Source organism: Actinoplanes sp. NPDC048791, assembly GCF_040650095.1.
GTDB lineage: Bacteria > Actinomycetota > Actinomycetes > Mycobacteriales > Micromonosporaceae > Actinoplanes.
This window is the reverse complement of the sequence record NZ_JBEZGQ010001652.1, coordinates 1-1,217: the sequence shown is the minus strand read 5'-3', so window position 1 is coordinate 1,217 and position 1,217 is coordinate 1. Positions and strand designations below refer to the sequence as shown.

Annotated in this window: 1 protein-coding gene; it reads right to left on the bottom strand. The window is 76.7% G+C overall.

Annotated features, from left to right (window positions below):
* Positions 1-1,217: ABC transporter transmembrane domain-containing protein (locus AB0C29_RS49325; protein ID WP_360835418.1), on the bottom strand; the 1,217-nt coding region annotated here is incomplete at both ends.

The window sequence follows — 1,217 nt, the reverse complement described above, 5'->3', positions numbered from 1 at the left end:
GCCGCCAGCGCCAGCCGCTGCCGCTGGCCGGCCGACATCCCCGCCCCGTGCTCGCCCAGCACCGTCGCCGGTTCGACCTCGGCGTCCAGGCCCACCGTACGCAGTGCGTCGCGCACCCCGTCCGGACTGCACCCCGGGAACACGTCGGCGACCGTGCGGACGTGCGGCAGCGTCGGCCGCTGGGGCAGGTGCAGCAGGCCGGGACCGCTGAGCTCGACCCGTCCCGTGACCGCCGGTTGCAGCCCGGCGAGGACCCGCAGTGCCGTGGTCTTGCCGGCGCCGGACGGTCCGCGCAGAGCGACCAGTTCCCCTTCGCGGACGGCCAGCGCGTCCAGGCCGAGTGCGTCCACCGTGGACCCGGGGTGCCGCACCCGCAGCCTCGCCGCGTACACGGCCGGGCGTTCGCCACCGGCGCCGAAGCGTCCGTCGTGAGCCGCGGCCAGCACCGCCCCGGTCGGCAGGAAAGCCGGATCGGCGTCCGAGGGTGCCAGGATCTCGTCGGCGTCCGCGATGACCGCCGAGGCGTCGGCGCTCGCGTGGTAGCGGGCTGCCATCTCGCGCAGCGGCCGGTACACCTCGGGCGCGAGCAGGATGACCAGCAGCGCCGGGCCCAGCGTCAGGTCGCCGGCGGCCACCCGGAGTCCGGCCTCGACGGCGATCAGCCCCACGGACAGCGTGGCGACCAGGTCCAGCGCCGTCGAGGACAGGAACGCGACCCGCAGCACCCGCAGGGTCGCCGTGCGGTGCCGGTCGGTCATGTCGCGGACCACGGTGGTCTGGCGGTCGGCGCGGCCGTACACGCGCAGGGTCGCCAGCCCGCGCACGACGTCGAGGAAGTGGCCCGCCAGCCGGGCGTCGGCCTCCCAGGCCCGCTGGGCCCGCTCGCGGGTCGCCCAGCCGATCAGCGCGCCCAGCACCGGGATCAGCGGCAGCGTGACCAGGGCGATCAGCGCCGACGTGAGGTCGGTGAGGGCCATCGCGACGATGACCAGCGGCGGCAGCGCCACGCCGAGGACCAGCGCGGGCAGGTAGCCGGAGAACCACGGCCGCAGCGAGTCCAGGCCGCTGCCCAGCACGGCGGTGAGCCGGTTGCCGCCGAAGCGGGCCACCCAGGCGGGACCGTGGTCCAGGGCCGCGGCGAGCGCCGAGCGGCGCAGTTCGTCGGTCACCGCGGCCGCCGTACGCTGGGCCACCACCTGCTCCGCCCAGGTCAGCGC